Genomic DNA, 24,390 nt, shown 5'->3' with positions numbered 1-24,390 from the left:
CTGTGTGACCCAGGGGTGACGTTCGTTCACTGGTCGGCGACGAATACGGGCAGCCCGCTCTGTCGGGCACGGGTTTCACGAGCATTCTGGATGTCCGGTTCCGGATGCGTGATCACGGTGAGGGCGGTGATCGGGACCGTCATGAACACGGCCAGGCCGTACTCCGGCTTGCCGGCCAGGGGCGGCCGGACGGCGTACGTTTCTCCGCGCGCCAGTTGGCGTCGTCCTGGGCCGGCGTTCTCGGACGCATGCCACGCGAGGCTCAGGCATCCCTGCTGCGCGGTATGTCCCTGCCGACAGGGACAGCGGAACGCCGGCGGGGTGGGGAGTGCAGCCGCGTTCAGGACGGCCGCCCGCGGGTGCAGGAGGAAGAGTCGGGACTGAGCACTCAAGTGCTCGATAGGGCCCGTGTGAGACACGCGCCGGGAAACGCCCAGTCGCCGGGCTTCTTCGATGAAGTCGGCCACCTCGGGGTAGTGCGCTTCGCCCACCCAGTCCAGAACGTTCGTGATGCCGTGCTCGTCGACGAAGGTGGAGATGCCGATGGGGCTGATGTTCCACTCGACCGGATCGATGGTCAGGGGGAGATCGACGAGGAAGTCCTCAATAGGGCGACCGCCCTGGCACTGGCCGGACTCCAGGTACATTTCTCCAGCGTGACGCCCACCCCCGCACAGGCGCTCACCCCCACTCGCTCGGATGCCATTCATACGCGCAGCGTGGCCCCACCAGCTGGTGGGGCCAGAGCTTAAGAATCAATCCACCGCATTTAGGACTCGTCGGTCTTAGCTGTGACCGAGAGATTATGGCTCAATAACGTTTCCAATTTTTACCATGTGAGCGCCAATGGATATGTTATCTACGTGCCTTATATATGGTGGGTTCACCATAGAGTTCAGGGCGCGCACAACGAATCCTGTTCCCTCTAACTGCCGCCAAAAATAGAAGCCAATTCACTGCTCTACGTCTCTCTACGACGACCCCACTCACCTTCAGGAGAGTGACAGGGCCTCTTGCATGGCCCGCGCCTGGGCTTCGAATCCTGCCTGCACCCACTCCAACAGCAGTTCAATCCCCCTCGACCTTGAGGGGAAGCTGCCAGTCGATGGGCGCCTCGCCCGCCTCCTCCAGCGCCGCATTCACCTTCGAGAACGGCCGGCTCCCCATGAACCGCGCCATGCTCAGCGGCGACGGGTGCGCCGACTCGATGATCACGTGCTGCCGGCCCGTAATCAGCTTGGCCTTCTTGCGCGCGTACGCCCCCCACAGCACGAACACCACCCGCCCCGGCTTGGCGTTCACCGCCCGGATCACCGCGTCGGTGAACCCCTCCCAGCCCTTGCCCGCATGGCTGTTCGCCTCGCCCGCGCGCACCGTCAGCACCGCGTTGAGCAGCAGGACGCCCTGCTCGGCCCAGGCCCGCAGGTCGCCGTGCCGGGGCGGGGTAAAGCCGGGCAGGTCGGTCTGCAACTCCTTGTAGATGTTCTGAAGGCTGGGGGGCACCCGCACGCCGGGCCGCACGCTGAACGACAGCCCGTGCGCCTGTCCCGCACCGTGGTAGGGGTCCTGACCGAGGATGAGGACCCGGACGTTCTCCAGCGGGGTGAGGCGCAGGGCATTGAAGACGTCGGGGGCCGGGGGATAGACGGTATGGGTGCGGCGTTCCTCGACCAGGAAATCCTTGAGGGCGTGGAAGGAGGGCGCGGCGAACTCGGCGGCCAGGGCCACGCGCCACGACTCGGGGAGCCCAGCGGGCATCACGGGTCTGGACGCCCCGGGAATTGCGTCAAACAAATTCGGCTGTCCAGCCATGATCAGGACGCGAGATGAGCGCCGTACTTGGCGCACGGGCTTCTCCGGTAGGCCCAGGGCCCGGCGCTCGGCCCGCACCACCGCCTTCTTCCGGCTGCCGTGCAGGGCATAGACCCGCCGGGCTTCCTCTTCGAAGAATGCAGTTTCCCGCACGGCCGTGATCCGGGCCTTAGCCGCCCGGATGGCCCGTTCGGCGTTCACAATCGGCGCGGGATACTTCAGGCGGCTGGCACCACTCCACTCCCAAGGGGCATGGATGAAGTCGGTGGGCACGTCGGCCAACTCCGGCACCCAGCGGCGGATGAAGTCGCCCGTCGGGTCCTGGTCCCGCGCTTGTTTGATCGGGTTATAAATGCGCACCCGATTGATGCCCACGGTGCTGCTCTGCATCTGGACCTGTGCCCAGTGGATGCCGGGCTCGTTGTCGAGCCAGTGATGGGCCAGGAACTCACCGGGGACGCGCCAGTGCAGCCACAGCAACTGGCTGGAAAACGAGATGGTCATGGCCCGCATGCGGAAGTTCAGCCAACCCGTCTGTGCGAGCATCCGCATGCAGGCGTCCTGCAACGGGTAGCCCGTCTGTCCAGCAGCCCAGCGGTCGAAGTGCTCCTGATTCCACTCGGGCCGCAGGTCGTCGAAGGCCCGGTTGAGGTTGCGGAACTCCATCGCGGGCTCGGATTCCAGGCGCTGCATGAAGTGGCAGTGCCAGTGGAGCCTGCTCTCGAAGGAGCGCAGGGAGCGCACCCAGCGGGGATCGGCGGCCGGGTCGCCTTTGACGGCGGCGAGCCGCTGCCGGGTGGCCTGCACAACCTCGCGCAGGCTCAGGGTTCCGAAGACGAGTGGGGCACTCAGGCGTGAGCAGCTGTCTTCGGCGGTGAGGGGGCTGCTCATCTCCCGCATGTAGTCCACCCCGCGGGTAGTCAGAAAGCTCTCCAGGGTCCGCTGTGCGGCCTGCCGGCCCCCCAAGGGAATGGCCTTAGTGTTAGGAGCCAGACCGAGTTCAGAAACATCCAGAGGACCTCCCAAGGACACCGGGACGCTCTGCAACTGCTCCGGGGGTCCGAGAGTCGCCCCGCCCATCCTCTCCTCCCAGGTGTCGGCCCAGCCGTCACGGTTCCGGAGACGGCGAACCACGCCGTTTTGCGGTAACTCAGTGAAGGGCAGACCCTGGGCCCTACACCAGGCCTGCACGCGGCGGTCCCGGGCATAACTCACGCCATTACCGGTTTCCTCGTGCGCCCAGAGGGCAGCGAAGCCGACTTCGGCATGCAACTGCTCAAGCACCTGGACCGCTTCGCCATGCCGCCGGATCAGGGGAGTGCCGAGGGTCCGCAATGCGGCGTCCAGTTCGTTCAGGCACTCGTTGAGATATTGAAGATGATGGGTGCCGAACTCGGGATGGTGGAGTTGCTCCGGTTCATAGATGTAGAGCGGCAACACCGGGCCCCGGGACACAGCCTCAAGGAGCGGCAGGTGATCGTGAACCCGCAGATCCTTTTTGAACCAGACCACTTGTAGGGGAGACGCTCTGGACACGCGCGCCACTGTAGAACACCAGGCGCTGAGCAACTGGATGTGGGATCAAGGTCACCAGGAAGGCGCACTACTCACAGGCGCGCCCATCGCCGTCGCGGTCGAGCTTGGTGCTGTAGCCCGGTTGACCGCGCAGGAGAGGCGATTTCCCAGCGGCCCGCACCGCTGCGCAGTTGGCATAGTTCACACTGCTCGGCACCGCCGATGCGGGGGGGGAGGGGACCATGGAAGCCGGACGCGGAGCAGGGGAGACCCCTGCACCCGTCGCCTGCCCCTGCGCCGACCGGCCCTTCTCGGTCGTGATGGTATAGGCCCCACTGGGCTGTACCGTGATCGTCACCGTTCCCATCTGGTCGGTGCGCCAGGTCACTGCCCCCACGCTCTTGTAGAGGTTCAGGGCGGTCGCTGTCGGGTGCCCGTAATTGTTAGGCCCCACGCTCACCACCACGTTCCTTGGGCGCACCGCCGCCAGCCACGTCGTGTTGTCCCCGTTCGCCGCCCCGTGGTGGATGCTCTTGTACACGTCTATGGGTCCCAGGGTACTCGCCGGGTACTTCTTCAGCCAGCCCGCCGTTTCAGGCGTCTCGCTGTCCCCGGTCATCAGGGCCCGGAACGCCCCGTACTGCACGAGCAGGCCCACGCTGTTCAGGTTCTGCTCGTTGCCCGGCATGCCCGGTGGGGGTGCCAGGACCGTCAGTTTGACGCTGCCCAGGTTGATGATCTGATCCCTGGCCACCAACCCCTGCGTGCCGGCCTGCTGCGCAGCCGTGACCAGCTTGCGCCAGGTCTGGGTGGTGCCGGCGAGACCGTTGTTCAGGAAGAAGCGGGGCTTATAGAGGCTCACGGCCGGGATCAGGCCCGTGATGTGGTCGGCGTCGGCATGGCTGGCCGCGACAAGGTCCAGCGTCTGGACCTCGTACTGCCGCAGCAGCGTCTGGAGGCGGGGTTCACTCCTACCCCCGTCATAGAGGACACTCTTGCCTTCAGGGGATGTGATGAGCACCGCGTCGCCCTGCCCCACGTCGAGGAAGCGGATCGTCAGGGCACCCGGGAAGGCGGCCTGGGCTTGCACAGTGCCCAGGGTAAGGGCGACCACCGCCAGGAAACCCCTCACAGGTCAATTTCCTCGCCCACCACACTGGGGCGGTTCAGGGCGTCGAGTTGGGCCTGGGCCCCCTGGCGACGCCGAGCAGTCTCCGCATGGTCAATCTCCATCTCCAGGTCCCCACCTTCGACGTGCAGGCGCACGACATCACCCTCCCTCACCCCAGCGGGCAGATTCGCCAGGGCCCAGTCCTCGGTGGTGCCGTCGGGCAGCTCCACGCGGGCGAGGTGGCCCTCGATGCCGTCGATGGTGACGAGGCTGGGCGCGGGATCGTCGGAGGTCATACCAGCAAAGTAGCGCGCCAGACGGTGCCGAATGTCAAGCTCAGTCCTGTGACGAGCATCCCGTCCGTTTGTCAGGCGTGTTCCCCACACTCGCTCTCATGCCCGCCGAAGTGACCGCCATTGTTGCCGCACCTCCCTGAGCGAGGACAGTTTCTCCACGTCCAGTGACCTCAACCTATCTCGGATATCCGATCCTGGCTGCCAGCCCCCGGCCCAGGGTCCCCACTCTCCGGACAAAGCGCTTGCGGTGGGCGACCGAGACCAAGATGGGTTGCGCTCCCACGCCACTGTACGTCGGGCACCACTCCCCAGTTCAGATCGGCGAGAGGAAGAAGGTCGCGCTCACCGTTCGTCATACGGATATAGCGACACCTTTGCGGGAAAACCCTGGCTTTCGCACTCATCTTCCCAGGTCCTCAACCGATCACCATAGCGATACCTTTGCGGGAAAGCCAAGTACTAGGACTAGAAAATCTCTTCAGGACGTGTATTTCTTCTCCCCAAGGGGTGCGATACCTTTGCGGGATTGCGGAGAAGACTAGCGATACCTTTGCGGGAAGAGCTTTTTTCAGAAGAGCGACACCTTTGCGGGAAAGCCTTAAAAGCCTGCAATAGACGTATTTTCTCCTCCTCTGACTCCCGTCGGGGTCTCGCTGTACTTTTGGCGACACCTTTGCGGGAAATTTGGAAAAGATAGCGATACCTTTGCGGGAATGGGCCGCAAACTAGCGATACCTTTGCGGGGAAAATGCCTGATCGGCTGTCCAGCACGCGATCTTGCACCACGCTTGTTGTTGTTTTTTTATATCTTTACTTCAGTTAAAAACAACAACAGGAGCCGGGTATGGCGAAGAGGAACAAATCTCCAAACTTGCATGACGAACTGAACTTCGCCAGGTTCGGCGTGATCAGCATGCATACCCGGGTCGACCAGACGATTACGACCTGGAATACCGAATTCGTGGTCAATGATCGGACGTTCCGAATTGAGGCCGTCACGCCTCAAGGGCGGCCTCATGGCATCGACACAGACACCTTGATCGCCCTCGAGACACTCTTCATCGCGAACGGCTGTCCAGAGGACGACTGGGTCCACACGACGGCATACGAAGTCCGTGAATTGATGGGTCTTGCCAACAATGGTGAGAACTACCATCGGCTACGTCAGAGCATCCGGCGTCTGTACTTCACCAGTGTCATCGTGGGTCGCAAGACGACGCTGGTGGGCTCCCAGCGGGTGGGGTGGGAGAATGTCGGGGTCCGATTCTTCGAGGGCCTGCGCTACCGCGACCATGAGGATGACGGGGATCTCAACACGCTAGAGAGCGAGGCGACCCTCAGCGTGCGCCTCGGTGAGCAACTCGCCGAGAGCATCCGGGCCGGTATCTCCCACGTGCTCGATGGACACCTTTTGCAGCAACTGGAACAGCCGCCGGCCCGGGCGCTGTACAGGACCTTACAGGCCCACCGGCGCCAGGACGACGGCACGCTGCTGACAGAACTGCGTGTGCCGCTGGTGGATTGGCGTCAGGCCACAGGTCTGACGACGGACCGCAGTGACCTCGTTCGCCGGGCATTGACCGCCGCCCATGATGAACTGCTTGCCAGCCGGTACCTTGAGCGCGCGACCATTGAGGGCCGCGGAAAAGCTGCGGTAGCACACTATGTCTTTGCAGGTACCTATTCGGCTGATCCGGCGCTGGTGGTGTTGCTCCGTCAGGCTGGCGTGTCTGTAGCGCGTGCGTCCACCCTTGCGGCGCAGTATCCCGATCGCGTGGAACTGGCCCTCCAGTTCCTGCAGCAGCGCCGGCAGAATGCCGGGGGGACCGTCCGGAATCCAGGTGGCCTGGTGTCGGATTTTCTTCAGCATCCTGAGAAATACAGTGTTGCGTCAGATTTTATACCCCCGGAGCAGGAGCGGCAGGTCCGTCAGGTCAAAGCCCTCCGATTACGTCAGAATGCGGAGCGGGACGCTCAGGTACAGGCGGAAGCGCAACTGGAACGTCTGGGAAGCCTGTCGCCCGACGAGCAGTGGGAAGCCCAGCGGTCGACCCTGCAACTGATTTTGAAAAAGCAGCTCACCTCAGATCAATGGACGCAACTTGAGCGCTTGGCCCGTGAGGGCGAGATCATGGCCGTAGAACTTACCCGAATGCTGATTGCCGCTACGGCCGGTGCATCGCTGAAGGAAGCGGTCAATCAGTTGAAACGCCGTCTCAATCCCCTGCTGCCACTGGACGGATAATGCTGTGTGCGCTGTTCAAGAGAGACGACGATGAGGCAAAAGCATGATCCGAACCACGGATCACCGCGGTGACCCTTCCCATCGTCTCCACTGGGAGTCTGATGGCCAATCCAGCAGCAGTCTGACTGAGAAGGCAGGTGGTCACTCCATCGCGTCCAGCATGCGCCGTGGCGGGCGGTATGTGAAACGCAGGGTGTCGCCCGCTGCCAGTACTCGGTGAATCTCATCGGCCAGAAGACCAGTCATCCCTGCTCCGCTCAGCCGCACCCATCCTCGGCTGCGACTCACGCCTACGAAGAGCTGCTTTCGCAGCGGGATGTGGTCCTCACGCGAGGCCACTTGGTCTAGCCCTACCACATACACCACGTCCGCCTCGTTTCCTCTGGCCTGCATGATGGAAGAAACCGTCACTGCCCCGTCCCGCCAGAATCCGTTGGGATCCGTGCTTGGCCACTTCTGCTTGGGAGCATTCACGTCCTTATTCCCTGGGAGATACACACTGATATTCGCCGCCCGTAGTGCTTGGAAGACCTCTCGCTGCAAGGCATACGGCTCCCAGTCCAGACCTGGGACAACGACGAGGAGCTGACGGCTGGGTTGGAGGCCATGCTCGGTGAGGTCTTGCTGGATATTGGTCACCAACGCCTCCAGCTCCGTCCGGCGGGTCGGGTCATTCCCGAACGTCACCAGCGGTTCCCCGGTAAACTGCGGCAACGGGTTGGGAGAATTCTCCGGAAACCGAGTCAACATCACTTCGCTGCCACTCCGGAACTGGCCGTCCACCTCATAGCCGATCGCCTTCCAGTCGGCCTTGGTGGTCAGCCCGGCGAGCATACCCCCTTCCCGCAGCAGACCCATCCCCAGGGCATGAGCGGCGAGCAGGACCGGGCCCGGCGTGCGGTAGCAGCGGTTCATCACTTCACTCTTCTTGATCCCGCCTTTATAGGCAGCCCCAGGACCGAAGACCTGTGCCCCAGCATCCTCGAACAGCGCCCGTGTATTGGGGATGGTCAGCGTGTCCAGGCTCTGGGCCTCGTCGTAGGCCCAGATCAGGCGGCGGGCTTCCGGCTCCCCGGTAGCGAACAGGGAGTCGCGCGCCACCGGACGCAGGCTCTGGTAGGCCATCCAGTAGAAGGCCTGCTTTTCCTCGAAGGTGAGCTGGGCCTGTTCGTGCACCAGGTCCTGACCTTCGTCGATCAGGACGGCGTCGAACACCTGCAAGCTGCGGCCAGTCAGCTGAGCGTCGAGCAGGAGGGCGCGGCACGCGAACAACAGCTTTGCCGTCGGCGACCCCGGTGGCGTACGGTCGACCGTGAGCGGCGTGACGCCCACCTGGTCGGCCAGGGTGCGGTAGAAGCCGGGCTGGTCCTTGCTGCCCCAGGCATGCAGGATACGCAGGCGGTGGCGGGCCGTCTGCAGATTCTGTTCTCCATTCGTGGCTTGCCGAAGCCAGTGGTCGACCTGGCCCCGGAGCTGGTCGTACAGGCTTCGGGAAAAGAAGACCAGCGCCGATGTTCCAGTCAGGGTGCTTGAGGTGCATATTGGCCGCTTTTTGGGCCAGGAGGACGGTCTTCCCACTGCCGGCGATGCCCCGGATGCGCTATGGCCCTGGCGGAATGGTCTTGGCGATCAGCTCCTGTTGCAGGTCGAAGGCATGCAGGTGCCGGGCAGTCCGGGCAATCAGGTCGGCCCTACGGGAGGACGTCACCGGGGCTTGGGGAACGACCGGAACGACCTGGCGCTTGGGGACGTTCCCGCTAGTGCCCAGCGCACTCCGCAGGGCTAACCACGCGGCATCGTCCAGGGACTCGCCGTAGCGCACTGGGGGGGGCTGTACCAGGGCAGCGCGCAATCTCGCGGGTGTCATCTGATCGGCAAAGAGCAGGGGCACATCCGACAGCAGGTGTCCGAAGCGCCCGTCCCACGCTTCCCAGGTGATCAGGGGGAGTGCGACGATAGCCCGGGTGGCCAGTTGGGAGAGGCCCGTTTTCCGTACGGCGATTTCTCCCAGAAGTTGTGCCTGCTTCCTGGCCTGCTCGTAGGGATTGAGATGCAGCTTGCCGTAGTAGGGGCGAGCAAGATCCCAACGGTAGCCGACGACGCCAGCGATGACGTCCAGGGGTAGGCTCTTGACCTCAATGACGGTGAGGCCGAGTTCATGATCGGCGATCAGAATGTCGGGTTCACGAACAGTCTCACGGGTGATCAGGGGATAGCGCCAGAAGCCCAGGACCTCCTCTCCTGCGTATGCGGCCTTGACCGCCTCGAAGACCCGCGCTTCCCCCTCCTCGCCAGGGCCGCCAAAGGCCTCCGTTACGACAAATTCCGCCACAACCCGGGGGGTAGCGCATGCCACACCCGTGTCCGCGCGCCATCGAGTGAACAGGCCTCTGTGATAGCTCCACTCCCTCTTCTCATCTCGGAGATCCGCCGGTCAAATTGGACTCCTTCGGGAAACCTTTTCCTCTAGATTGTGGTCTGCCGGGAGGACGTTTATGGAGTTCAAGCCCAAAGCCAAGACCACCATCAACCCCAGACCTCTTCAGCGCCGCCCTGGGTCAGGAGAGACCGCGTCGCCGACTCCGGCGCGCGTGTCCCTGGCGTCCCACTTGCAACGCTTCACCAGTACGCCTGTTCAGGCCCAGCGTCAGGCGGTCCGTCCAGTCCTGCAGGCCGCCGAGCTCCGTTCTCAGGAAGAGCGGCGGACCACACTCCAGCGCCAGGCCTTAAAGCAGACTGCACTCACCCCGCTTTCCCTGGGTGCAGCGGAGCCGGCCCTCCTGCGCCAGCCGATCCCACCTGAGTCTGTCCTCCGGCATCCCCAGACCCCTGCAGACTGGGTCACGGTCATGCGCGCCCAGGCCGAGCAGATCGAAGGGCGCACGATCAGTGCCCGCGAGTCGGCGCAGTTCAGTGCCCTGCAACGGCAGGTCACCCAGACCCTGGTCCAGGGTTTCCGCACCGACCGGCGGCCGGCACAGGAACGGCAGGACGCCTACGCTGCCCACCTCGTCGCCCTCCAGCGCCACCCCATCAATGCCCCGGTTGCCCGTGCGGTCCTGGGCTTGATCCCGCCTGGGGAGCGTCCTGCTCTCCAACGGGCCGTCGACCTGACCCTCCAGCGGGAACAGGAGCAGGTCGCTCAGGCGGCGCAGGCTCACAGGACACTGGCGGTGCAGCGCCAACTGGCGGAACTGGACGTTGAGGCGACCCGGCCGATCCTGGAGCGCATTCAGGCCCGGCGTGGTGGAGGACATCCTCTTCCCACAGCCGTTCAGCGTCACCTTGAACAGGGCCTCAATCACGACCTCAGTCGCGTACGCATCCATGACGACGCCGAGGCCGACAAACTGGCCAAGGGCGTGAATTCGGTTGCCTTCACGACGGGGACCGACATCTTCTTCCGCCAGGGGACTTTTAATCCGAATACCCAAACTGGCCTGGAGTTGCTGGCGCACGAGGTCACGCACACCGTGCAGCAGAGCCGGGGCCAGGTCGGTCAGGGCATCGATCCTGACGCAGGCCTGGAGCAGGAAGCCCAGGCAATGGGCAAGCGCTTGGGCCGCCACCAAGTGCTTGGCCTCCCAGCATCGAGGCCACGTGTGCCTAGCGTGGCAGGCTCCCCGCTCTCGTCCAGCAAGCACCAGTTTGTGCTTCAGCGTCAAACGGCGCCAGATATGCCTGCACCACTCAAGGCAAACAAGCAGTCGTGGACACGAACCTTCTATGGTCAGGCAAAAGGCGTGCGCTTTCGCCTGACCGTGCAGCGCAGCGCGGCAGGTCACCTTCACGCCCGTTATTGGGTCACGCCCGGCCACCGGAGTGGCTGGCACCTGGAAGGCCAGATCCGTGAGGACGACACCTTCGTTCTGCATGGCCACAATGGAGCAACGTTCAGGGGCCGTTTCCTGTCAGGTGGCCAGGGATTCCGTGCGGCCTTCCATCGGGGGACCGCCTTCCGCGCTGAGGACCTAGAGATGACCACAGGGAGCGGGGCAGGACGGACTTCACTGCCCACTGCCGCTGCGCCCAGGCCCTCCACGTCGGTTCATCCCCCCATGGCCGACCTGTCTCCCGAGATCAAGTCTGCGCCGACCGGTGTGTCATCGGCCCAGGTGGTAGATCAGGCCCCTGTATCTCGTCCCCGCACCTCTTCGGTGGCCCCGCGAACTTCAGCACCCCAAGATTCTGTGCCTTCTCTATCAGCAGAAGCCCCCACCGGGCAGGGCTGGACTGCTCAGCACACCGGTATCAAGGGGTTTGATCGGCAGCCGGAGGTACAGGCCGCCATCGTCTGGGGAGCAGCGCAGCTCAAGGTCGATCCCAACGAGCTGGCCGCGACCATCGGGTATGAAACGATGGGGACATTCAGTCCCGCGGTGGAGAACGAAGCGGCCCGCCGCAAAGGTAAGAAGGGTGCGGTGGGGCTGATTCAGTTCACGCCCAGTGTCGGCATTCCTTCCTTGAACGATTTCCTGGCCACCAAAGCAGGGCGGGCGCATGCTCAGGCACTGGGCATCGCCGCGCGGAGCGTGACCAGGGACGGGCTTTTGCGAATGACCCCGATGGAGCAGATGCGGTATGTGGTGCTGTACTTCCATATTCCCGTGAATGCACTTCCAGCGGGTGCGACCTACGACAAGATCTACCAGAAAATCCTCGCTCCTGGACGCAATGGAGACGTGTGGTATACGCAGGGTACGAAGAATTACGCGGACAATAGGCAATTTGATACGGACCGTGATGGGAAGATTACCCGTTTAGAGGCGGCGGCTGTCTTACGCGACCGGGGGATGGTGGTGAATTATTTTGCGCCAACGGCCGGGTCTTCTTCAGGGCAACCTACCGCTGAGGCAGTGACCAGCTCGGTGAGGCCTGCCACACCAGCCAAGCCCTCCCCGCGTCCTACTGCCCCGCCAGTACGGAGTACCCCTACACCTGTGGCTCAGACCGTGACACCAGCCCAAGCGAGACCACAGATGGATCCGCAAGGCACCTATGACGACCGGATTACTCAGGCACTCACGGCGTTTACCCAGTCCTACCGTTTTCCAGTGGTCTTGCACTGGATGGAGGATGAACAGGTGCGGGAGAAGACAATTCAGGTACAGACGCCTTATTACATCAATGCGGGAAGCATTCAACGGTCGGTTCAAACCAACCGTTCTGGAATGCCGGCAGCCGATCGAGCGATTTACCAGCAGATGCCGTCTACCGTCCGGACGGGCAAGGCCAGCCCTGAAGAGATGCACGCAGCGGCCCGTCTTGTCGCGCAGCGCAATCCTTTTGGCGTCCACCCGCATGAGATCACTGGAGCCATGCTGACGGCTTGGTTGAAACGATATGGCCTAGGGGTTGACTGCTCGGGCTTCGTGACACAGGCCCTGGACTATGCAACGACCCAGGCCAGTGGTAAGGACCCACATCTCGGGGACGCAGGTGTCCGGGTCAATCGCGCTTCTGGCACGCTGAATAAAAATCACAAGGATTTTCAGGCCGTCGCCACACCGGCGCAGGTTCGCCCTGGAGATACCATGTGGCTTTCTGGCCACATCCGAATTGTGGTGCAGGTCGGTCCGGGCCCAGGTGGGAAGGGAATCCAGATGATGATTGCCGAGTCTACGCCAAATACCCAACTGCCTGAGGCCCGGCAACACGGTGTCCAATCGCTGACAGGTGTCGACCGAGCCATCTGGTGGTTCACGGACGAGAACCGGTTCAGCACCAAAGGTCTGAAGAAAAAGGTGGCGTCATACAATTGGGAGGCGCTCCCTACAGATCAGTGGGAGGTTCCAAACACTTGGAGAGAAGAGACGTTGGTCTTCAGCCGTTATAAACCGCTCGCCCAGGGGAGAAAGCCATGAAGGGAATGACGCTTATCCTCGCACTCGTGGCCATGACATCTTCCGTTCCCGCCAGTATCCAGGCCTGGGCACAGGCACATGGTCAGCGGATCGTGTCTACGCGAATGCGGGAGCATACCGATCGGGACTGGCAGGTTTCTGATGGGCAATATACCCTCCTGTCGGGAAAGATCACCGAGCAGACGGTGAGTCCTAGTTCTGGGGGCGGCGGGACGGTGTACATCTCCCTACGCTATGACTTCACCTACCCCAGAGCTTCAGCCGCGGCGGTTAAGCTGCTTCAGTCCTATTCTCCTCAGGAAGCCCTAAACATCTTGACCACTCAGCAGGTGAATGCCTGTTTTCAGGCCGCCATGACAATGAAAGCGCCAAAGGTAAAAACCATCCTTTGGAAGATGCTTGATCCGGTCGAGGCACGTCTGCTTAAGGTCAACTGCGGTGTCACAGCGACAGCGACCTATCTTACGTATGAAGAGAAGGTGATCGGTGACGCTTACTGGAAGGGTAAATAGTGTTTCAGAATGACGCAGGTAATAAATATTTTTACACTGATACTTAGTAGAACAGCAACTTTAGTCTGTCACCTATATGCTTTCCCAACAGTGATCAGGATGAGCGAAAGAGTGACAAAGTCCTATTAATGATTCACCACGAATAGGATTTGACATTTAGCATTTTTTACCATCGCGATTTCCTATTGCCCATTATAGGCGCTTTCCAGAGAAGACGGATAACGCGAAATGAAAAGGTCAATTTCGAGGTGTCCCATCAGAATCAATAGCTCTGATGGGGATTGTTCGACTTAAACTGCCAAGTCGCGATTAATGATACTAAAATCAAGATTATTGATCACGTCACGGCTTAGCATTGATAATCTTGGGGCATGCCTGGATGGCAACCTACCCGTTATTCCCATGCTCAACTCGAAGAGCGGCGCCTCGCGGCGCTTGAATGGATCGTACGAGACCTGTTCACGACGCTACAACCGGGACAGGTGCGTACCCTGTTTGAGCGGACGTAGGTCTATGGGGCTGGATGCACGTGGTCATCACCCTGTCCCCCGCGGGGGACAGGGTGGTCGTCGCTTCGGATTTGCCTGTCGTGGACGTGTTGCGGACCTATCGGCTCAGGTGGGCGATGGAATCTGCGTTTTCCGCTTTGAAATCTCGTGGACTGAATCTGGAGGCCACACACATGACAGCCCCAGAACGAATCTCTCGGCTCTTTGGGCTGCTGTGTATCGCACTGGCCTGGATGACCCGGATCGGCGCGCAGCGGACAGCACCCCACGCCCCTCGGCGGGATAACCGCGGGCGAGCGGTCGTGAGTCAGACGCGAATCGGGTGGCAGATCCTGAGTCAGGCGGCACGGTGGGGCGGCGACGATTTCTGGAACTGCCTGCGGCTCCTCGGGATGCCATTCCCGACCGCCAGCACATCCGTTTCCCAAAGTGTCAGGTGCTGAGCATTCATCGTTCAGGCGTGCTGCTCACGCCATTGCCGAATCAGCCGTTCCGCCTGCTCCAGTGAAGGTCGCTCGGCGCTGGACTTAGCCCGACGCCCAGCATTCATACCGAAGTCGAAGTCCGTTGCCGTGGTGACATGGGCCCCAAACGCTGCCGCGCGAGCAAATTGAAGGACATCGTCAATGTCCTCATCGCCCGTGTCCGGCGCCTGCATCAGGCGCAGGAGGGCAGTATTCGGGTAAGAGGCAATCAAGCCGAGATAACTGGCTGCAGAGCCGAACAGTCCTCCCAGAACGCCATAACGTTCTGGGTGACCGAGGATCCATTCCAGATCGTTGACTGCGCCCTGCTTGTCAACAGCCCGCGACGAATACTGGATCGCGTACCCGATCCAGAAGAAGTCCGAATCCTTATCGAAGGAATGGATCACGTCATGGTAAAGCGCGTCCCATTGTTCGTCCGGCTGGAGGAGTGACGCGTCCAGATCAGCCAGCAAGGATCCCTCTGGCTTACTGAATGGCACCCAATACATCCAAACTCTCCTACACTTTTCGGACATCGTCGCCCAGTCAGGACATTGGCACGAACTTGGCGTTTTCATGGCATCTCACACATCGGCCTCTGGGGACTACTCAAAACAGATCTGAATTGCTGTAACAAAAGTTCGGGCAGGGCAGAATGAGCAGGTGGTCCGGCAAGATTATCCTAGAGACGTAGACGACTGCACCTCTCTTTTCCTGCAACCGTACCTTCTGAGTCCATAGGAGGTGCGGCAGCGAAAACACACCATTCGGGACATCTTCGATGCTCTGTCCTAGATCGCCCGCGCCGAGGCGCAGTAGGGTACCTTCCCAAAAATGTCTTTCCAGCGGAGACGGTGCGCCAGGTTTGATGGGGGCCAAGAAATGTAATGGCACTAAATCTTTATGGGGCTGCGCTCCTCACCCAGGCGGACGCTCGGCGGCCGGTCAGAACCAACTCCAATTCATTCACGGGCACGACGTCTGATGCGCGGATAGCCGGCTCAAAGGTCTTCCAGTAGATTCCATCCGCACTCCACCGCAACTGCCGGTCATCGTCGAGATAACTCAGGCCGCCGCATACCTCCGCGACCGTGCCCAGATCCGTGGCCTTTGGGAGCGTCTCCAGGGCGTCTGGCATCAATGCCGGCGCAATCTGGTTCCGGAAGCGCACGAATGTCTCCCCAGAGAGGCGGTGAAGGGCGGCTGGGCGATTGACTTCCGTCACGGTGCGTGAGGTGCCAGCAGACACGACCTCGAATACGGACCGGCCCTCTTCGAGCTTCTGAATCACGCAGTGGCCAGCCAGATCAAAGGTGAGGATCCCCGTCCGCTTCATGACCGTCCGCGGGTTGGTTGGATGGCCCTGGTGCAGGCCGATGGCGTCGCTGTAGACCAGTTCGTCGCCGCTCACCTCCCAGTGGGTGAGATTTCTGGCGTCGACCGGAACACGTGCTCCTGCCGTACCCAAGAGGAATTTGGTCAGCGGAGGCTGCTGATCCGACACGACAGGCTGGCCGGCAAGCACAGTCAGTCCTGAAGGATGATGGAGGGGCACGGCTGGGTATCGTTCAACCTCTCCCTGGAGAGACACGGAGGTCAGGATGGGTGTCGCCCCCAATGGTCGGTCGATCGTCATCAAGTCGTCGCCCACGAGGACGAGGCCCTTGAAGGCCAGCGGACTCTGCGCATCGAACGTGTGCAGGACCGTGACAATCCCGTCTACGGCTACGTGGGCCACCTCGTCGGAGGTACGGACATAGAGTTGTTGGCCGTGAGTCAACGCAGCCTCGACCAGGCCAAGCTCGAATGGTATCTGGGTGATGTCAATCATGGTATCTGGAAGTCCACTCCCGTTTCCTTGTAAGTGATGTCGCCGTCGTCAGTACACGTCCCGATCAGAACTTTCAGGGCAGCGCTCTGTACCGGACATCTTGCCTTCAAGCCGCGCCTGGCGCGTGAAATGGTGTGCTCAGCAGCCTGATCAGTGCGGGTAACTCGGGGAGATTCCACCGCAGGGCATGGCACAGCCGCTCCGCGCCGTACCGCACGAGGCTCATGGCCGCCCGGCCATGAGCCTTCACCTTGACCGGAACCTGCGCCTGGAGCCACACGCCCACCCGGAGGCAGCTGATCCAGGCCAGGACGACCAGCCCGAACAGACGGTCCAGCCGGTCTGTTCGGGTGATGCCGGTCCGCTCCAAATCGAACCAGCGGACCTTGAGGCTCGCGAACGTGCACTCCACCGACCAGCGAGCTCGGTACAGCACGCAGGTGTCCCACACGCTGAAATCCGTGGCAATGGCCACCAGGTCCCCCGCGGGGGACCTGGTGGCCACGACCTGCATCACCTTACCGTAGACGTACGCCTTTTCAGCCATGCACCGGACTTCCCCAACCTTCAGATCACCGAACCACGCGTCCACGCGCAGCTCGTCGACCACAGCGTTCTTTCGGATGCGGATGGCCCGTTTGATGCCCTTGCGCCTCAGGAAGCGGAACCACTCCCCACCGATGAACTCCCGGTCAGCGACCAAGCCCTTCCAGCGGGCCGCTGGAAGGGCCTTCAGGAGTCGTGAGACCAATTGGATGCGCCGGACCGTGCCGCTGTTGCCGTCGTGATCGAGAGCGGTCCAGACGAGCGGCACCGTGTACCCGTGCAACACGACGCCGAGGACCAAGAGGTTCAGGGGCGACTCGCCACGCTCCCAGGTCGTCCGGTCCATGCTGAGCAGCAGTTTCCCAGGGGGCAGCAGGGCCAGCAGAAAGGATAGGAACACCGGTCCGGTCAGCTGGGGATCCCGGCACCCTCGTTCCACCCGGCGTTTCTTCGCGTCGAGGGAGCTTGCCCCAGGCAGGTGGGCGCACAGGTCACTCTGGTTCACGCTCCTCGCGGTTACCATCGCGAAGATCACGTCCACGACACGCTGCAGCGTGTCGTGGCGCAGGAAGGGCACGCAGGCTTTGAAATGGCGAGTGAGTTCAGTACGCTGGAGATCGGCGGGTTCTGGGATGGTCACACACCCAAAACACCGCCGTTTGTTGTGCCGATTCGCGACCGATCATACGTTCAGGAATTTTGCGTCCAGCACAGCCTCAACCTGAAGATGTCCGGTACAGAGGGCCAGGACGACACGGAGACGGAGCGACCGCAACGTTTTCGTCTGCACAGAGCGAATCTGAGCCTCGACCAAACTAGAGAACACCGTTTCAATGCGTTTTCGCAATCGAGGGTGGCGGCCAGGCCGCCACCCCGTGTCGTACCGGGTATTCCTCTTCGGTGGGAACACGTAGCCCAAGCAGCAGTACCCCTTATCACCGATGATGCGTGGCCCGCCGAAGTCGGGCCACCGCCGGTTGAGCTCGTAGCTTACGGTCGTATCGTGCAAATTGGCTGGTCGGATCAGATACTGCACGATGGCACCCGAAGCGGTCACCCACGCGTGCAACTTGTATCCGTAGACGTCTCCCTGCGTGCCGTAACCCCAACGAGCACCGGGAAACGCACAACGCTTCCCCCGTTTGGGTCGGCAGACGGGCAGAGGCATGGAATCGACGATCACTTCCATGCAGGATTGTGATGGGGTGGCGACCGCTTCAAGTTGTTCAAGCAATCGCTGTCCCCGGATATACGCCTGCGTGTAGGAGGGAAGATCGTGTCGATCTTCCCTCAGGATGTTCCACCAGATGGACGGGAACGGATGTTTGAAGATCAGTCGGCTGAGCAACAGGGCGACCAACAGGGCATCACTCAGTTTCTGGTGCGAACACCGCTTGACGTCACTGAAATGCCGTTTGGCCCAGCGGTGAAGCTGGCGGATGACGGCTCGTCGGCCTAAACTGTGATGGAGACGGTATCTAGCCATACCGTCTCCATTTTTTGCCCTCTGGGAGCCATTGAACAGGTCATGGCGCGAGCCCTAAACGAGATTTCTTGTCTCCACACAATGAGGCGTAAGAGCGAGAGCCGGGTTGATTCACGGTGACACACTCGTCGTTTTGGAGGATTTCACGGTGACACACCCGTTGCATCCTTGGTGACACACTGGTTGATTTGGAAGACATCCAGGGTGACACACCGGTTGGTTTTCCAGACCTCCCCAGTGACACACCCGTTGCATTCTCGGTGACACACTGATTGCATCCTGGGTGACACACCCGTTGCACTCCTCTGCCCGCCGGTGACACACCTGTTGTGTTCACCGGCCACATCGGTGACATACCCGTTGCGTCCTCGGTGACACACTGGTTGCATTGAGGGTATTTTACACGTCTAGGACAGCAGTTATCGACCGGTCTTGATGATGTCATCAATTCATATCTTTTCTTCTTTTCCAATCAGTACCAGTAAAATCATCATCAAGACCTTGAACACCTTGCCCCGCCACCTCGACGACCTCAATCTCTCGCGACTCAACCTGATCGTGGCACTGGATCAGGTCGAGATGCAGGAGTGGAGCGTCATGTACGAGACGCAGGGAAGGATCGTGCGGATCAGCTGTACAGCAAGCGTCAAATCCACCGTGCCTCACGGCCTGGACAGTGATGTGAGCGCGGCGCTGATCAATCTCTACATTGAGGCGGGGATGCCAGAGGACGGCCGCGTCACTGTGGCCGCCACGTCCCTCCTCCATCTGTGCGGCTGGCACAAGTCCGGCAAGTACCTGGGTCTGCTGCGGGAATGCCTTGAGCGGCTGCATCAGGCGAATTACACCGTCTCCGGCGGTTGGCGGGACCACCCCAACCGGCGGTGGACCCATGCGAAATTCCATTTCATCGAATCGTTGAACTTCACGACCCTGGATGGCGTCGGCCTCTTCGACGAGCGCTCGATGATCGTCCTGCGTCTGGCCGATGACGTGGTCGCCAGTATCCGCAGTGGCTACGTCAAGCCGCTCGACTCGGAGTTCATGTCTTCCCTGTCCAGACCCCGCACCCGGGTGCTCTACCGCGTTCTCGACGCGGCGCGGATTGATCCGGAGGACCCTCACCGTCAGGTCGACACCCTGACCTTCCCCGTCCTGGCCTGGGGTGACCAGTGCAAGATCCCGAGCGACGGCCAGGCGTGGCGGGTCATCCGTGCACTGAGCGCCCCCCACGAGGAGCTGGTCAAGCGGGGGTACCTCGCCGACGTGGTGCTTTCAGGACGTGGGCGGGACCAGACTGTCCGCTACGAGTTCGCCCGGGACTTCACACGCGTGGACCCGGCGCTGATGCGCAAGTTCCGGGAGTACGGGGTAGCAGACGGTATGGTCCGTAGGCTCGTCCGGGAACTGGGCGAGGTCTTCCTTGCCGATGCTATAGCCCGCTTCACGGCCCTCGTGGCCTCTGGCGTCCTGGTGGTCCGCAAAACGAAAGCCGCGGCCCTGATGCACCTCATCCAGCACCCGGACGACTATCCCTACCCCGCCGCAGGTCCTGCGGCGTCACCAGGGGCTCCCAAGGCCCCCCGGACCGTGATGGAGCCCCTGCTTGCCGAGCCGACAGTGGAGGAGGACTTCGACGGCCTTCCCCTTGACCGGGCGGCGGAGCGCCTGATCCGGCGCCTGGACCTGCATTACCGCAAGCTGTTCAAGGTTGGTGACTACGACTTGTTGCGCTTTCAGGTCATCAGTGGACAGGTCTCTCCTGCTGTCCTCCTCAAGGAGGGCATTGCCGCTGCGGCTGCGGGGCGCCGGGAAGCGTTCGTAGAGCAGTTACGGCAGGCGGGGGACTCCAGCTGAAAGGCTACTGAACGAACTGGAAGAGCGTTCCTGCCTTGCCTTGACGGTAGGCTTCCAGCAGGTCAGGGAACAGGGTGGGCTGCCCCAGCCGGGCGCGTCGGAGGTACTGTTCCAGAGAGGCGTGGTGCCGCTGGCTGCGGAGCACGAGCAGGTTCTCTGGCGTATTGTTCAGCGAGTTGCCGTCAACGTGATGGACCACCTCTCCAGGAAGAAGGGGACGGCCGAGCAGTTCGGCGGCCACGCGCCGGTGCACGCGAATGGATCGTCCGGTCGCCTTGTCCCAGACGGCGGCATATCTTTTCTGTGTACGCTGACGGCTCATAACCATTCTCCTCTTCTGGAATTTTACAATTTCAACTGTGCAAAATTATAGTAGTTAGCGCTTCAGCCACTCGTCGAGGAGATCGTTAAGCAACTCGCTGACCTCCTTGCGTTCGTCGAGAAGACGCTTACGGACCTCGAGATAGGTATTGGCCCGCAGGAGGACCGTGACCTGTTGATAGTTGGGGTCTGAGCGCTTTCCCGGGGGACGCCCCACCCGGCGACGGGGCTCCTCTGGAGTTAGGGGTGGTGGAGCGGGGACGGCGGTAGGTGAAGGCGCAGGAGCCTCCGCCTCTGCCTCCTGTGTCCGCTTCTCCCGCATGGCCCGCAAACCGGAGAACTTGCTGCCCGTCACGCCTTCTCCTGAATAGCAGCCACGATTTCCTGAGCTGCCCGCTCGTAGTCCAGCCAGGCGAGTTTGGCGGAACGGGAGCCCTTGAGGCCGTAGACCGGTACGCCCTGGGCACTCGCGTGGCGAAAGGCCGAGGTCTGGCGGATAGCGGCGCGCATCACCGGCAAGCTCTCCGCTTCAAGCAGGGCCCGCGCCTCCTCTCCCTCTCTGGACGGACTGGGGGGAACCAGTGTCAGGAGAATGCGGTACTGACCGCCCAGGTTCTGCAGCGCCTCGGTGGTCTGAAGCAGGGCATCGAGACTCATGGCCTCAGGGTTGGTAAGGAGGACCAGCAGATCACATCCGCCTACCAGGTCCCGTAACTCATCCCCGCTGGGGCGCGCCCCAGTATCGATGACGATGTGCTCGAACTGCCGGGCATATTTCATCGCCTGCGCCTCAGGCACCACAGTGAAGGGAAGTCCTTCATGGGAAGCCCAGAGGGAGGCGCTGCGGTTAGCATCCCCATCAACGAGAAGGGTCGGCGCGAGGCGTTGCAGGTAGGCAGCCAGATGGACGGCGGAAGTGGTCTTGGCGACCCCCCCTTTGAAGCCGGCGACAGTCACGATCATGGCCTGACTTTACAGCGGTATGCACGGTCACACCTCTGGAAGTATGTAATTTTAGCTGTGCAAAATTATTTTTGTAACAACACTCTTGGAAATAGAGAATTTTTGCCATGGGTCGGGAATGCGTGAGCAGCAGAAACTTCACCACACATATTTCACCATTTCATCTGTGCAAAATTCTAAAAATACATACATTCATAAACCTGTAGAGACAGGTAGACCCCACTCAGGAAGGAGGCCGGCTTACCGCCATTCCTTACCATCCCACGCTCTGATCTCTGTACCGTCCAGCAGCAATGGTCTGTAGAAGGTCTGGAGCTGGGACATTACCTCTCCGAACATAAGGGCTGTAAACCGGGTCTGGGCTGGCCCCAAAGTTTGGACAGTTTCGAGTAGAGGCTCGGCTCAAGAGCAGGGTACAACATGGGCTCTTCCTGCTTACCCAGGGGACGGTCTGACGTCCACATTTGCGGTGCTCTGTCCGCAAAGGGGGGCGGCAGGCCGCCCCCTGGCCTGCTGAGCATAATCGTCAGGGGTTCGGTAGCCCAGCGAGGAATGCGGTCTTCTGGCGTTGTAAAAGCTGCGATAGCTGTCCAGAACGACACCGGCGTGCCGCGCCGAGTAGAACACCTCCAGATTCAGACACTCCTCCCGCAACCGAGAGTGGAAACTCTCAGCGAAGCCGTTCTGCCACGGTTTCCCTGGCAGAATGAACCGAGTGCCAACGTCCTGAACCGCCAGCCAGATCCCCAGGTCGCGGGCGATGAACTCCGGGCCGTTGTCGCTGCGAATGAATCCTGGCGCGCCACGCGTGGCAATGACCTCGTGCAGGACGTCCTTCACGTCCATGGACGTGAAGGACTCCGCCACCCGCAGCGCCAGGGACTGACGGGTGAACTCGTCAGTCAGCGTCAGGATCTTCAACGTCGTCCCCTCCAGGGTCTGATCGAAGAGGAAGTCGTACGTCCACACGTGATCCGGGAACTCAGCCTGCATAGGAACACTCGCCCCAGTGCGGATCTTCTGTCGGCGTCTGGTCGTGACCGTCAGGTGCTCCTCGCGCCAGATGCGCCGGACCTTCTTCCGGTTGACGCGATGTCCCTCCTGGACGAGGAGGGCGTGAATGAAGCGGTACCCGCGTCGGGGATGCATAAGGGCCAGTTCGCGAATGCGCTGCTGGAAGTCCCCATCCTGGCGCGGCTTCGGACGGTAGTACCACGTGGATCTGGGAATGCCCACCAGGAGGCAAGCCCGTTCGGGCTTGACCTGGGCGGCAACGAGTTGCCTCGCTGCCGCCCGTCTCTCGGCGGGCGTCACCGCTTTTTCTGGATCACGTCCTTCATGGCATCGATCTCCAAGCGCTGCTGCCCGACAATTTTCAGGAGGCGGGCGTTCTCCTTCTCCAGACGACGAAGCCGTTTGGCTTCGTCGGGCGCCATATCGCCGTACTTCTTCTTCCAGGCGTAAAAGGACGCCGGACTGCAGCCGAAGTCACGGCACAGGTCCTCGACTGGCTTCTCGCCCTTTTTGGCGTCCTGGAGCAGCTTGATGATCTGATCTTCGCTGAACTGCCGGTTTTTCATGGGGGCCTCGCTTCCCAGCCTACGGCTGGCGGGGGCGAGCCTGACTCTCTACTTCATCCCGACCAGTTTTCGGGGGGCAGACCAGGTCCGCCTCAGATACTGCTGCCAGCGTCGCTGCAACGTCTCATTCTGGGCAAACTCTTCTCCAAGAATGTCCGGGATGTGGTCGGTGGGTGTGCCACGGGCGGCAAAGCTCCGTGTCAACGCCTTCCGGACAGTTTCTGCTTCGAAAAGTTCTGTAAAGAGGATGACGTGAAGGTCATAGAGGTCCTTCATACGGGTGGTGGCCTCACCAATTTCGACGAGGGCCGCAAATTTCTCGGTGATCACGGTTTCGAGGGGGTAGACGGCAATACGCACGCCCTCCTCGATCAGCAGGGGAGGGAAGACCAGCTGCACAGGCGCAGGCGTGATGACATTTCCGAAGGAGAAATCGAGCTGGAGATGCACCCTTGAAGGTCCGAGCGTAGCCTGGAGAAAAGCTTTGACGCCTGGATAGTCGAAGGCCTCGTTGATGACCTCCACCCGGATGCTGTCGGGATCGAAGCTGAGCCCATCTCCGAATGGGACTGTACAGAGCTCTGTCAGCAGGGTGTGGATCTGCTCTGGCGTGTTCGGTAGGTCCCGGGTCGCGAGATCGAGGTCCTGGGTCGGTCGTGCAGCATTGCCGTAGCGTGCGAACAGGCTCATGGCGCCTTTCAGGACACACCTCTCGGCGTAGGGAGAGGCATCAAGGCGGGCGAGGAGGCCCTGCTGGGCGTAGAGCTGCAGCATCGTGTTGGGCGGAAGATTCGGGTAGCGGTCGCGCTGCAGATTTTTCAGGCGCGCCAGAATGCTCCCGGCGTTAATGGTCCTGATCATGCTCGAGCACCTCCAGGTCGTGTTCCAGTGTTTTGCCGACCCGGAGCAGCCTGGCCAGGCGGAACAACTCCCGCCGGTCGAGCTTTCGGTACCGGAGAGCGTTCTTGAGACCTTCGAGGTAGAGCTCCCGGCCAAGCCGCGGCGCGGCGCGCAGAAGATCGACCAACGTTTTCTCGACGGTGTAGGTGGTCAGCCAGCGCTCACGCACAGGGAAGGCGAGCGTGCCCTCGTGGTAGGCCAGATCACTGAAGTAGAAAAACTCCATGGGAAGACCCTCGAAGTCCAGGGCCTGCCGGTTTCTGGGGAGGGCAAACTGGAGACGGTGGGGCCGGGTGGTCGTCAGGCCATGCAGATGCAAGGCACTGATCAGGCAGGGCCGCGCATAGGGGGAGCGGAGCTGCACTTCAAGAAGGTCGGTCGCTTCCGCGGCGACCGGCGGCAAGCCATCGATCTGGGTCAGGCGGTAGGTCCCGCGGGCCAGGCGAACGAGCTGCCCTGCCCTGGTTGCCCGGCTGAGTTCGACCCGGGGGATCCCGGCTGAGGTGAGTTCGGAGGAAGTCACGTAGCCACCCTGCGCAAGGGCTAGGTGCAGCAATTGAGAGCGATGGCTGAGA

Annotated in this window: 20 protein-coding genes and 1 pseudogene; 5 read left to right on the top strand and 16 right to left on the bottom strand. The window is 61.6% G+C overall.

The features are described 5' to 3' along the window. Positions 1–26 precede the first annotated feature (26 nt). The 4 genes from DGO_RS18560 to DGO_RS18540 all read right to left on the bottom strand — a co-directional run bounded on the left by DGO_RS18560 (position 27) and on the right by DGO_RS18540 (position 4,734). A complete protein-coding gene (locus DGO_RS18560) occupies positions 27–647 on the bottom strand; it encodes a hypothetical protein (protein ID WP_226991553.1) in 621 nt (206 codons plus the stop codon). A 421-nt stretch (positions 648–1,068) separates the two neighbouring features. Further along, a complete protein-coding gene (gene ung / locus DGO_RS22215; RefSeq protein WP_085961159.1) occupies positions 1,069–3,324 on the bottom strand; it encodes a uracil-DNA glycosylase in 2,256 nt (751 codons plus the stop codon). Positions 3,325–3,415: 91 nt separating this feature from the next. After that, positions 3,416–4,417, bottom strand: a complete 1,002-nt coding sequence (locus tag DGO_RS18545; protein ID WP_226991552.1) for an excalibur calcium-binding domain-containing protein — start codon at positions 4,415–4,417, stop codon at positions 3,416–3,418. Positions 4,418–4,455: 38 nt separating this feature from the next. Next, positions 4,456–4,734, bottom strand: a complete 279-nt coding sequence (locus DGO_RS18540) for a DUF3006 domain-containing protein (RefSeq protein ID WP_014686750.1) — start codon at positions 4,732–4,734, stop codon at positions 4,456–4,458. Positions 4,735–5,578: 844 nt separating this feature from the next. On the opposite strand from DGO_RS18540, the gene DGO_RS18535 reads away from it, so the two are divergent. Next, positions 5,579–6,979 carry a replication initiator protein A gene (locus DGO_RS18535; RefSeq protein ID WP_014686749.1) on the top strand — a complete coding sequence of 467 codons (1,401 nt, stop codon included), beginning with the start codon at positions 5,579–5,581 and terminating at the stop codon, positions 6,977–6,979. 141 nt (positions 6,980–7,120) lie between these two features. Here DGO_RS18535 and DGO_RS23520 read toward each other — a convergent pair whose 3' ends face one another. Both DGO_RS23520 and DGO_RS24485 read right to left on the bottom strand, forming a co-directional pair. Continuing rightward, a complete protein-coding gene (locus DGO_RS23520) occupies positions 7,121–8,557 on the bottom strand; it encodes a DEAD/DEAH box helicase (protein WP_226991551.1) in 1,437 nt (478 codons plus the stop codon). A 22-nt stretch (positions 8,558–8,579) separates the two neighbouring features. Beyond that, on the bottom strand, positions 8,580–9,311 hold the full coding sequence (locus DGO_RS24485) for a nuclease-related domain-containing protein (RefSeq protein ID WP_226991550.1): 732 nt from the start codon (positions 9,309–9,311) through the stop codon (positions 8,580–8,582). A 163-nt stretch (positions 9,312–9,474) separates the two neighbouring features. Here DGO_RS24485 and DGO_RS22200 point away from each other — a divergent pair, with 163 nt between their 5' ends. The 3 genes and pseudogenes from DGO_RS22200 to DGO_RS23515 form a co-directional block, all read left to right on the top strand. Then, complete coding sequence (locus DGO_RS22200; protein ID WP_014686746.1) at positions 9,475–12,843, top strand: eCIS core domain-containing protein; 3,369 nt, start codon at positions 9,475–9,477, stop codon at positions 12,841–12,843. After that, a complete protein-coding gene (locus tag DGO_RS18520) occupies positions 12,840–13,355 on the top strand; it encodes a hypothetical protein (protein WP_014686745.1) in 516 nt (171 codons plus the stop codon). The genes DGO_RS22200 and DGO_RS18520 overlap by 4 nt, the downstream gene beginning before the upstream one ends. Before the next feature lie 443 nt (positions 13,356–13,798). After that, positions 13,799–14,307, top strand: a pseudogene (locus DGO_RS23515) (transposase); the annotation flags it as partial. A gap of 11 nt (positions 14,308–14,318) precedes the next feature. Here DGO_RS23515 and DGO_RS18515 read toward each other — a convergent pair. The 4 genes from DGO_RS18515 to DGO_RS22185 form a co-directional block, all read right to left on the bottom strand. Further along, entirely contained in the window at positions 14,319–14,804 is a 486-nt protein-coding gene (locus tag DGO_RS18515; RefSeq protein ID WP_043804701.1) for a hypothetical protein, read from the bottom strand. Positions 14,805–15,232: 428 nt separating this feature from the next. Continuing rightward, positions 15,233–16,162 carry a hypothetical protein gene (locus DGO_RS18510; RefSeq protein ID WP_014686739.1) on the bottom strand — a complete coding sequence of 310 codons (930 nt, stop codon included), beginning with the start codon at positions 16,160–16,162 and terminating at the stop codon, positions 15,233–15,235. A 106-nt stretch (positions 16,163–16,268) separates the two neighbouring features. Further along, the gene (locus DGO_RS18505) at positions 16,269–17,231 is read right to left on the bottom strand and encodes a transposase (protein ID WP_014686737.1); all 963 of its coding nucleotides are present in this window, start codon (positions 17,229–17,231) and stop codon (positions 16,269–16,271) included. A gap of 159 nt (positions 17,232–17,390) precedes the next feature. Then, positions 17,391–18,194, bottom strand: coding sequence for an IS982 family transposase (locus tag DGO_RS22185; protein ID WP_014686736.1), 804 nt, complete (start codon positions 18,192–18,194; stop codon positions 17,391–17,393). A gap of 501 nt (positions 18,195–18,695) precedes the next feature. On the opposite strand from DGO_RS22185, the gene DGO_RS18500 reads away from it, so the two are divergent. Further along, positions 18,696–20,051 (top strand): replication initiator protein A, encoded by a 1,356-nt coding sequence (locus DGO_RS18500; protein ID WP_226991549.1) that lies wholly within the window; start codon positions 18,696–18,698, stop codon positions 20,049–20,051. Between the two features lie 4 nt (positions 20,052–20,055). Here DGO_RS18500 and DGO_RS18495 read toward each other — a convergent pair whose 3' ends face one another. The 6 genes from DGO_RS18495 to DGO_RS21385 all read right to left on the bottom strand — a co-directional run bounded on the left by DGO_RS18495 (position 20,056) and on the right by DGO_RS21385 (position 24,338). Beyond that, complete coding sequence (locus DGO_RS18495; protein WP_226991548.1) at positions 20,056–20,373, bottom strand: HNH endonuclease; 318 nt, start codon at positions 20,371–20,373, stop codon at positions 20,056–20,058. Positions 20,374–20,723: 350 nt separating this feature from the next. After that, positions 20,724–21,335: a ParA family protein gene (locus DGO_RS18485; RefSeq protein ID WP_014686732.1), complete on the bottom strand. Its 612-nt coding sequence runs from the start codon at positions 21,333–21,335 to the stop codon at positions 20,724–20,726. A 435-nt stretch (positions 21,336–21,770) separates the two neighbouring features. Continuing rightward, complete coding sequence (locus DGO_RS18480; protein ID WP_043804552.1) at positions 21,771–22,649, bottom strand: IS3 family transposase; 879 nt, start codon at positions 22,647–22,649, stop codon at positions 21,771–21,773. Beyond that, positions 22,646–22,915, bottom strand: coding sequence for a transposase (locus DGO_RS18475; RefSeq protein WP_014686480.1), 270 nt, complete (start codon positions 22,913–22,915; stop codon positions 22,646–22,648). The genes DGO_RS18480 and DGO_RS18475 overlap by 4 nt, the downstream gene beginning before the upstream one ends. Positions 22,916–22,963: 48 nt before the next feature. Next, complete coding sequence (locus DGO_RS18470) at positions 22,964–23,776, bottom strand: nucleotidyl transferase AbiEii/AbiGii toxin family protein (RefSeq protein ID WP_014686731.1); 813 nt, start codon at positions 23,774–23,776, stop codon at positions 22,964–22,966. After that, positions 23,760–24,338, bottom strand: a complete 579-nt coding sequence (locus tag DGO_RS21385) for a type IV toxin-antitoxin system AbiEi family antitoxin domain-containing protein (protein WP_169331054.1) — start codon at positions 24,336–24,338, stop codon at positions 23,760–23,762. Before DGO_RS21385 ends, DGO_RS18470 begins: the two co-directional genes overlap by 17 nt. Positions 24,339–24,390 lie beyond the last annotated feature (52 nt).

The sequence above is a fragment of the Deinococcus gobiensis I-0 genome, assembly GCF_000252445.1.
Taxonomy (GTDB): domain Bacteria; phylum Deinococcota; class Deinococci; order Deinococcales; family Deinococcaceae; genus Deinococcus; species Deinococcus gobiensis.
This window is presented reverse-complemented; position numbering and strand designations above follow the sequence as displayed.